This is a genomic window from Alysiella sp. (assembly GCF_030525755.1).
GTDB lineage: Bacteria > Pseudomonadota > Gammaproteobacteria > Burkholderiales > Neisseriaceae > Simonsiella.
This window is the reverse complement of record NZ_JAUNEC010000004.1, coordinates 1-8,070: the sequence shown is the minus strand read 5'-3', so window position 1 is coordinate 8,070 and position 8,070 is coordinate 1. Positions and strand designations below refer to the sequence as shown.

Annotated in this window: 13 protein-coding genes and 1 pseudogene; 4 read left to right on the top strand and 10 right to left on the bottom strand. The window is 41.1% G+C overall.

What is annotated here, in order from left to right; genetic code table 11:
- The 10 genes and pseudogenes from Q4B82_RS01765 to metZ form a co-directional block, all read right to left on the bottom strand.
- Positions 1-189: pseudogene (locus Q4B82_RS01765) on the bottom strand (hypothetical protein); the annotation flags it as partial.
- Positions 190-441: 252 nt separating this feature from the next.
- Positions 442-789, bottom strand: coding sequence for a phosphate transporter (locus tag Q4B82_RS01760; RefSeq protein WP_303064711.1), 348 nt, complete (start codon positions 787-789; stop codon positions 442-444).
- Positions 790-864: 75 nt separating this feature from the next.
- Positions 865-1,608, bottom strand: coding sequence for a 1-(5-phosphoribosyl)-5-[(5-phosphoribosylamino)methylideneamino]imidazole-4-carboxamide isomerase (gene hisA / locus Q4B82_RS01755; RefSeq protein ID WP_303064710.1), 744 nt, complete (start codon positions 1,606-1,608; stop codon positions 865-867).
- A gap of 136 nt (positions 1,609-1,744) precedes the next feature.
- Positions 1,745-2,389 (bottom strand): imidazole glycerol phosphate synthase subunit HisH, encoded by a 645-nt coding sequence (hisH, locus tag Q4B82_RS01750; RefSeq protein WP_303064709.1) that lies wholly within the window; start codon positions 2,387-2,389, stop codon positions 1,745-1,747.
- 311 nt (positions 2,390-2,700) lie between these two features.
- Positions 2,701-3,576, bottom strand: coding sequence for a SurA N-terminal domain-containing protein (locus tag Q4B82_RS01745; protein WP_303064708.1), 876 nt, complete (start codon positions 3,574-3,576; stop codon positions 2,701-2,703).
- A 31-nt stretch (positions 3,577-3,607) separates the two neighbouring features.
- The gene (locus tag Q4B82_RS01740; RefSeq protein WP_303064707.1) at positions 3,608-3,880 is read right to left on the bottom strand and encodes a BolA family transcriptional regulator; all 273 of its coding nucleotides are present in this window, start codon (positions 3,878-3,880) and stop codon (positions 3,608-3,610) included.
- On the bottom strand, positions 3,877-4,170 hold the full coding sequence (locus Q4B82_RS01735) for a YciI family protein (protein ID WP_303064771.1): 294 nt from the start codon (positions 4,168-4,170) through the stop codon (positions 3,877-3,879). The genes Q4B82_RS01740 and Q4B82_RS01735 overlap by 4 nt, the downstream gene beginning before the upstream one ends.
- A complete protein-coding gene (locus tag Q4B82_RS01730) occupies positions 4,167-4,712 on the bottom strand; it encodes a septation protein A (protein ID WP_303064706.1) in 546 nt (181 codons plus the stop codon). Before Q4B82_RS01730 ends, Q4B82_RS01735 begins: the two co-directional genes overlap by 4 nt.
- A 94-nt stretch (positions 4,713-4,806) precedes the next feature.
- The gene (locus tag Q4B82_RS01725; protein ID WP_303064705.1) at positions 4,807-5,004 is read right to left on the bottom strand and encodes a DUF2788 domain-containing protein; all 198 of its coding nucleotides are present in this window, start codon (positions 5,002-5,004) and stop codon (positions 4,807-4,809) included.
- 24 nt (positions 5,005-5,028) lie between these two features.
- On the bottom strand, positions 5,029-6,204 hold the full coding sequence (gene metZ, locus Q4B82_RS01720; protein ID WP_303064704.1) for an O-succinylhomoserine sulfhydrylase: 1,176 nt from the start codon (positions 6,202-6,204) through the stop codon (positions 5,029-5,031).
- 135 nt (positions 6,205-6,339) lie between these two features.
- Here metZ and iscX point away from each other — a divergent pair, with 135 nt between their 5' ends.
- From iscX to rplT, 4 genes are all read left to right on the top strand, one after another.
- Positions 6,340-6,534 carry a Fe-S cluster assembly protein IscX gene (gene iscX / locus Q4B82_RS01715; protein ID WP_303064703.1) on the top strand — a complete coding sequence of 65 codons (195 nt, stop codon included), beginning with the start codon at positions 6,340-6,342 and terminating at the stop codon, positions 6,532-6,534.
- A gap of 143 nt (positions 6,535-6,677) precedes the next feature.
- Complete coding sequence (infC, locus tag Q4B82_RS01710) at positions 6,678-7,199, top strand: translation initiation factor IF-3 (RefSeq protein ID WP_097114894.1); 522 nt, start codon at positions 6,678-6,680, stop codon at positions 7,197-7,199.
- Positions 7,200-7,337: 138 nt separating this feature from the next.
- Complete coding sequence (rpmI, locus tag Q4B82_RS01705) at positions 7,338-7,535, top strand: 50S ribosomal protein L35 (RefSeq protein ID WP_002641005.1); 198 nt, start codon at positions 7,338-7,340, stop codon at positions 7,533-7,535.
- Positions 7,536-7,548: 13 nt separating this feature from the next.
- Entirely contained in the window at positions 7,549-7,905 is a 357-nt protein-coding gene (gene rplT / locus Q4B82_RS01700; protein ID WP_303064701.1) for a 50S ribosomal protein L20, read from the top strand.
- Positions 7,906-8,070 lie beyond the last annotated feature (165 nt).

Genomic DNA, 8,070 nt, shown 5'->3' with positions numbered 1-8,070 from the left:
AACCACCTGCAAAATTCATACCCATCATCAACATGGTTTCCAACCAACTCATGCCTTTTTGTGCGGCTTGTGCGCCTAAAATGAGACCAAAAGGAATGATACCCATCATAAGGGTGCACAGTCTTTTATACCACGTAAAAATTCGTGCCAAGTGTTTTCAGGTGTTTGCGGGGTAGGGTGTAGGTTCATGTTTATTATTTTGTGATTACGTTTCATTCAGTTTATGTTTGTTTCAAATACAAATCGTGTATTTTTGTACACGGCAGGCATTGTTGCTTTGCCGTGTTAATTTGAAACAATCATACTGTGTTCATATTGTTTGATTGATATGATGAACATTTATTGTTGTGTTCAATGTGATTGAATTTCATGATGAGAAATTTAAGTGGGAAAGCCAGAAAACACAAAAGCAGATGCTGGACATCTGCTTTTATATTGAAATTAAGCCAACAAGTGGGCAATTCTGTCCATACCTTCTTTGCTGAATAAATATTGGGCCAAGAAAAACCAACCAACTGCTCCGATGACTGCCAGTATCATATTATATGCCATGCTGTGCGAAAAACGATCTACCAGTTCCAAAATAATCACAATGAAAATAAATAAAGTACCCCACGCTACCATAATGTGACTGGTCAAAACAGGTACACCACTCCATTCCATAAGTGATTTGATGGTAATCGCAAGCAAAGTAAAAATCAAGGCTTCCCATAAGGAATTAACTTCACGATTAGCTGACCAAATGCACCAAAAGCCTAAAATAAAGGCAATCAACATATATGCACCCATTTTTGTTTCCTTTTTAGTTTGTTTTGTATTCAATATTTTTTTAATTTTTAATGGTTAAGTGAGATAATTTATCAGTCAATGAGTTAATAAGCTATCTGCCAATTGTTGTGCTTGGGAAAAATCAATGCTGCCTTCATAAATGGCACGTCCTGTAATTGCACCTACCACGCCTTCGTGAGCAACTTCACACAAAGCACGAATATCGTCTAAATTGGTTAAACCACCCGAAGCAATAATCGGTATATCAACGGCTTGTGCCAATTTGATGGTGGCATCGATGTTTACGCCACTCATCATACCATCTCGTCCAATATCGGTGTAGATGATGCTGTTTACACCATCATCTTCAAATCTTTTTGATAAATCAATTACATGGTGTTCGGTAACGGTTGCCCAACCGTCAATTGCAACCATACCATCTTTCGCGTCCAATCCCACGATGATGTGCCCTACAAATTCGCGACAAGCCTCGCGTACAAAATTGGGATTTTTCACGGCAGCTGTGCCGATAATCACATCATTTAAACCTAAATTCAAATATTTTTCAATAGTTTGTAAGTCACGAATGCCACCGCCTAATTGGACGGGAATGTGTGCTGATACTGCTGCCAAAATTTTGGCAATGGCTGGAAAATTTTTTGGTTCACCCGCAAATGCGCCGTCTAAATCCACCAAGTGTAAGCGGCGTGCGCCTTGTTTGTACCAATGTTCGGCGGTTTGTGCAGGGCTGTCTGAAAATACGGTGGCTTGTTCCATTAAGCCTTGTTTTAGGCGTACACATTGACCGTTTTTTAAATCTATCGCTGGAATCAGTTGCATATTATTTTCTTTCAAGGCTACCTGAAATGGAAAAAGTGTTTTCAGGCAGCGGGTTGAGATGGGGCTTTACAATAAATATGTTAAAAATTGATTTTACTTTATACATTAAATTATCAAATTGACAATCAAATTACCATTATGGTCGCCAATTTAAGAAATTTTGCAACAGTTTTAAACCTGCATGATGACTTTTCTCGGTGTGAAATTGGGTAGCAAACACATTGTCTTTGCCAATAATACAGGCAAATTCATCAGGGTATTGACTGCTGCCCAAAATGATTTCGTGATTTTTTGGGGAAAAATAATAGCTGTGGACGAAGTAGAAATGCTCATGGTCTGCGATGCCGTTAAACAAAATGTGTTTGCGGTTTTGCTGTACACGATTCCAGCCCATGTGTGGTACTTTTAGGCGATTGCCTTTTTCATCTGTTTGATTAGGCATAAAATGTTTGACGCTGCCTGAAAACCAGCCTAGACCTTGTGTGTTGCCTTCTTCGCTGTGTTCAAACAGCAGTTGTGCACCCACACAAATACCAAAAAAGGGTTTGTTTTTTAAGGCATCACGCACAGCCTCGCCTAAACCGCTGCGGTTGAGTGCTGCCATGCAATCTGGCATTGCACCTTGCCCTGGAAATATTACGCGTTCAGCAGACAGAATGTCTTCGGCGTATGGGCTTAAAATGATGTTGGTGCTGATGCCGCTTTGCATCGCGGCTGCTTGAACGGATTTGAGTACGGAGTGCAAGTTGCCCATGCCGTAATCCACAATAGTGGTTTTCATGATTTGGTCTTTTAAATGGGTGTTGTTGAGTCTGACTGTATTGGTTTTTAGGCAGCCATTGAATAAAGTGAGAAATTTTAACTTTTTTGAGGCTGCCTGAAAAGCAATGAGTGTTATCTGAATACAGTCGTTTTAAATGAACACGGACAAGGCGACAATGAGAGCTGTGTACGAGTATGGTCGCAGAATTGAAAAAGTACTACGGCATTGCTGTCGTCTTGTATTGCATTTTTACTTCTGCGACTATATTTATATTTGAAACGACTATGAAAACGCCCTTTGTTTAAAAGGGCATTTGGGATATTGTAAGTTTATTTGGTAACTTCAATTTTGGCTTTTTGCAGTAAGGCATCAATTGCCGATTGAATGCGTTCATTGGACAGTACAGCACCGATGTTTTGACTTAATTTTTCTAATGGTTCAATCACAATCGGACGTCTGTCGTGAACATAGTAAACTACTTGAATTTGTTCGCCAATTAAAGGAGTTTTGGTGAACTCACCTTTTTTTAAGTTGGCAACGGCTTGATGAATTTGTGGGCGATCTTGTGCCATGTCCACCAGAGCAATGAAAGGCAAAGTCAGGTTTTTGCCACTTTTAATTTCGGGGTCAATGCTGTATTTCTTGGCAACGTCCGCAAAACTTTTTTTGTTGTTTAATTCTTTGATGGCTGCTTGGGCTTGTTCGGTTTTGTTGGTTACGATTTCACCCAGTTGTACTTCATCGCTGTTTTGATAGCGATTTTGAATTTGTTTGTAACGTTCTTCAATTTGGGTATCGGTTACAGGATTTTTTTTAAGAACATCACCTGAATATGCCATGATGAGCAGTTGATTTTGATAGTCTGCCCAGTCTTGTTTAAAGTTGGTGTGTTTGTCTAAACCTTTTGCACGGGCCTCTTTGAGACTGTCGCTTTCGGCGTTTTTGTATTCTTTACTTTGGTCTAATTTTAAACGTTTGGCTTCTTGGGTGATGACGGTTTCTGTTACCAATTCTTGAGTTAAAAAGCGACGTAAATCTGGACTGTCTTGTGTTTTACCTTGACTTTGTGCAACCACATTGTGTGCACGGCGTTCAATTTCGCTGCTGTCAATTTTGGTGCCGTTTACCGTAACAATGGTTTGTGCCATAAGGCTGCCTGAAAAGGCGAAAGCCATAATGGCTGCGGCGATTTTGTGATGTTTCATCGGAAGTCCTTTCTTGGGTGCGATGAGGGGTTTAATGGAAGTATTCTTGTGGGCTTTTGGCAGTAATGCTTAATGCATGAATGGTTTTGTTTTGAAAAAGTGGTGCCAATAATGTTTGTATATGGCGTTGTCGTGCCAAACGTGTCATGCCTTGAAAAGAGCTGCTTACGATAAGTATGGCGTAATGTCCGCCTGCTTTGCTGCCTGAATGACCGATGTGTAAATGGCTTTGGTCTTCAAATTCAAAGATTTCTGCTTGTAATGGCGCGAGCAAGGTTGCCATTTGTGCTTCAATTGGGTTCATTCTGGAAACACTTTTTTATATGGGCGAATCAGTAATTCAGCATATACGCCTGCGTCTACATAAGGGTCGCTACCTGCCCATGCTTCTGCATCGTCTAAACTGTCAAAGTCCGCAATAATCAGGCTGCCTGAAACGGTGTCTGGATTATCGGGCATTGGAGTTGGACCTGCAGTTAGCAGGCGACCTTGTTTGTCTAATTCGGCTAAACGTGCCAAATGGGCTGGGCGTGCTTGTGCGCGTGCTTCACTGCTGTTTTCAGTGTCGGTTGCCAGTAATATGTACAACATTATGGGTTTTCCTTTGGTAAATGACGCATCAGATAAATGCCTTGCGCCAATGAAAAAATCAGGGTAAGAGGTAAGTAACCATACATCTTGAAGTTCATCCAAATGGGTTCACGTTCGGGTGTAAAAGGGTAGGCAATGGTAAGGTTGATGGCACCCAAAACGAAAAAAAAGCCTATCCATGCATAGCCAAGTTTATTCCATACTGCATCGGGTAATTTAAATTCTTTGGGCATGATGAGACGGAGACCATTTTTCCCCATGAGTTGAGCGACAAGCATAACGGCTGCCATAATCCATGTGAGTAGGGTGGTTTTGAGCATGATGAATGCACCATCTTTGAAAATAACGGTTAAACCACCAAATACCACGATTAGGCTTAAACTTAACCATTGTGTTGCAGACAGTTTGTGTTCTTTCCAATATAAATAGGCTGCCTGAATTATACCTACCACAACGGCAACAATGGTTGCTGTTACCATGTTTTTGGTAAGTGAGTAAGTAGCAAAAAATAAAATAATGGCAATGAAATCGCTGAATGCTTTCATGTTTTTAGGATGTCATTGGAATTCGAAACGTACATCATAACAGTGTTTGCTTTTTTGCAAAAGCCTATCGTTTTCAGATGGCTTGAAAAGTGATTTACATCAATAATTCCACTAAAAGATTTTTAAATAAGAATCCTGCAATTCCCAAACCCAATACCAAAAACAGAATAAACATACCGAATTTACCAACTTTGGATTCTTTACCCAAGTTCCAAATAATGAATCCCAAAAAAATGACCAATCCACCTACGCAAATGCGTAATGCCCACATAGAAAATTCTGCTTCGGTCATGTGATGTATCCTTATGTTTGTGTTTCAGGCAGCCAGAGCTTGTTGTAAATCTGCAATTAAATCATTGGTATATTCCAAACCGATGGCAATGCGGATTAGACCTTCTGTGATGCCTGCTGCCAGTTTGTCTTCGATCGACATTCTGCCGTGTGTGGTTGTCCAAGGGTGGGTAATGGTGGAACGTACATCACCAAAATTGGCTGTTCTGGAAAAAATCTCTACTTTGTCAATGACTTTCCAAGCTGCTTCCAAGCCACCACATACTTCAAATGCGATCACAAAACCGCCTGAACTTTGTTGTTTTCGCACTAAATCAGCTTGCGGGTGTTCAGGCAGCCCAGAATAATAAACGGCTTTGACTGGGTTTTGTTGTTGTAACCATTGCGCGATTCTCAAAGCAGATGCGGCGGCTTGTTCAGTACGCAAAAACATGGTTTCCGCACCCGATAGCAATACCCAAGCATTGAAGGGAGCTAAACTTAAACCTGCTGAATTGACATACAAGCCAATTTGATTAACCAAATCAGTACGTCCACACACAATGCCACCCAATACGCGACCTTGTCCATCAATCGCTTTGGTTGCTGATTGTATTGATAAGTCTGCACCAAAACGCAGGGGTTGCTGTATTGCACTGGAACAAAAACAGTTGTCCACGACCAATAAGGCATTATTTGAATGGGCTAATTCAGATAGGACCTTCAAATCCGCTACTTCATTGAGTGGATTGGAGGGAGTTTCTAAAAATAACATTTTGGTATTGGGACGGATTGCCTTTTTCCATTCCGTAACATCGGTTTGAGAGACAAAAGTAACCTCAATACCAAAGCGCATTAAGTGTCCAGTAATGAAACCTGCTGTTGTGCCAAATAAGCTGCGGCTGCTAATCAAATGGTCTCCAGCATTCAAAAATGTCATCATAGCAGCTTGGATTGCAGCCATGCCTGTTGCGGTTGCAATACCTGCTTCGCCTTGTTCTAAATATGCGATTCGCTCTTGGAATGCGCTGACAGTAGGGTTGGCGGTACGCGAATAAGTATAACCTTTTTTGGCTTTGGCAAATAAAGCTGCACCTTCTTTGGCATCATGAAACATAAAGCTGCTGGTTAAAAATAAAGCCTGATGGTGTTCTTGAAACGGCGTTTGCATTTTGCTGCCGCGAATTGCTAAAGTTTGTGGGTGCAGTTTATTTTTGTCCATTTTGAGTGGATTCCGAATATAAAAACGCTATTGTGCGCCTTTTCAGGCAGCCTTTCAATGTTTATAATGATTGCCTTAATTTTCAGGTAGGCTGGAAACCCTACATTTTCTCCCAATTTTAAGGATACCTTAATTGTGAAATGGACTGATACACAACGCATTGCTGAAGAACTCTATGATGCACATGCTGATATTGACCCATATACCATTCGTTTTACCCAGTTGCGTGAATTGATTTTAGCGTTACCTGATTTTGATGATGACCCAACGCGCAGCGGTGAAAAAATATTGGAAGCCATACAACAGGCTTGGATTAAAGAAGTAGAATAATTTTGTAAAGTGCCGCCTTTAAAAGAAGTGCTTTATTGTACTTTTCATGTCGCTTGAAAACGAGTAAAATCATGCAAATTTTTCAAACACGTTTTCATATGTAAAATGTGTTGTTCGATAAATTATTTAGTAGGAGCATTATCATCGCACAGCAAGAACGCGAAGCACGAATCAACGGCGAAATCACCGCCAAAGAAGTGCGTTTAATTAGTGGAGAAGGCGAACAACTCGGCGTTGTGAGCTTAAAAGAAGCATTGGCTATGGCAGAAGAGCAAGATGTGGATTTGGTTGAAATTTCCCCCACCGCCAAACCACCCGTTTGCAAATTGATGGATTTTGGTAAATACAAATACGAACAATCCAAAAAACGCGATGAAGCCAAGAAAAAACAAAAGCAAGTCCAAATCAAGGAAATCAAATTCCGCCCTGGTACGGACGATGGCGACTACAACATCAAAATGCGCAAAATCCGCGAATTTTTAGAAGATGGCGACAAAGTGAAAATCACTTTACGCTTTCGTGGACGCGAAATGGCGCACCAAGAATTGGGCGCGCGCCTGTTGGAACGTATCAAAGACGAATTGGCAGAAGAGGGGCAAGTGGAACAATTCCCCAAAATGGAAGGTCGCCAAATGGTCATGATGGTTGCGCCAAAGAAAAAATAAAGCTATAATCTTGCGCTTTCCTGATTCAACGCTGCATCAGGAAAGTGTTTTATTGAGCAGCGAAAAAGCGTGGTTTCGGGTTTTAAGTATTGTTCACAATCTCCCGATGCCTTATCTAACAATCATTGGAGTTTTCTCATGCCAAAAATGAAAACCAAATCAAGCGCGAAAAAACGCTTTAAAGTCTTGGGCAACGGTGGTGTAAAACGCGCTCATGCGTTCAAACGCCATATCTTGACCAAAAAAACCACCAAAAACAAACGCCAGTTGCGCGGCACTTCTATGGTGCATGAACGTGATTTGGCTTCTGTTGCCAAAATGTTGCCCTACGCTTAAAAGGAGTTAAACTATGCCACGCGTAAAACGCGGTGTTACCGCTCGTGCTCGTCATAAAAAAGTCATTGCGTTAGCCAAAGGCTATCGTGGTCGCCGTAAAAACGTCTATCGCATCGCCAAACAAGCGGTGATGAGAGCAGGTCAATACGCTTACCGCGACCGCCGTCAGCGCAAACGCCAATTCCGTCAATTGTGGATTACCCGTATCAATGCAGGTGCGCGTCAGCACGGCTTGTCATACAGCAAATTCATGAACGGTTTGAAACGTGCTGCCATTGCACTTGACCGCAAAGTATTGGCTGATTTGGCTGTATTTGATAAAGCCACTTTCGCTCAATTGGTTGAAAAAGCCAAAGCTGCTTTGGCTTGATTTTTGATTTGGTGTGCTAAATTATATTGGGAAGAAGCAATCTTTGGAATTTTTTTAGATTGCTTCTTTTTTGTTGTAAGTTGGGGTGCTGAAAGTGATTTAGGCAAGGGAAATTTCCTTTAAAAACAGTTATTGTATAAATTTATTTCAAATTTTCTTTGACAA

Coding starts and splice junctions, on each gene's coding strand:
- rpmI (WP_002641005.1), top strand. CDS start 7,338: ATGCCAAAAATGAAAACCAAATCAAGCGCGAAAAAACGCTTTAAAGTC.
- hisH (WP_303064709.1), bottom strand. CDS start 2,389: ATGAAAACCACTATTGTGGATTACGGCATGGGCAACTTGCACTCCGTA.
- Q4B82_RS01730 (WP_303064706.1), bottom strand. CDS start 4,712: ATGAAAGCATTCAGCGATTTCATTGCCATTATTTTATTTTTTGCTACT.
- metZ (WP_303064704.1), bottom strand. CDS start 6,204: ATGGACAAAAATAAACTGCACCCACAAACTTTAGCAATTCGCGGCAGC.
- hisA (WP_303064710.1), bottom strand. CDS start 1,608: ATGCAACTGATTCCAGCGATAGATTTAAAAAACGGTCAATGTGTACGC.
- Q4B82_RS01740 (WP_303064707.1), bottom strand. CDS start 3,880: ATGAACCCAATTGAAGCACAAATGGCAACCTTGCTCGCGCCATTACAA.
- rplT (WP_303064701.1), top strand. CDS start 7,549: ATGCCACGCGTAAAACGCGGTGTTACCGCTCGTGCTCGTCATAAAAAA.
- Q4B82_RS01760 (WP_303064711.1), bottom strand. CDS start 789: ATGGGTGCATATATGTTGATTGCCTTTATTTTAGGCTTTTGGTGCATT.
- Q4B82_RS01725 (WP_303064705.1), bottom strand. CDS start 5,004: ATGACCGAAGCAGAATTTTCTATGTGGGCATTACGCATTTGCGTAGGT.
- Q4B82_RS01745 (WP_303064708.1), bottom strand. CDS start 3,576: ATGAAACATCACAAAATCGCCGCAGCCATTATGGCTTTCGCCTTTTCA.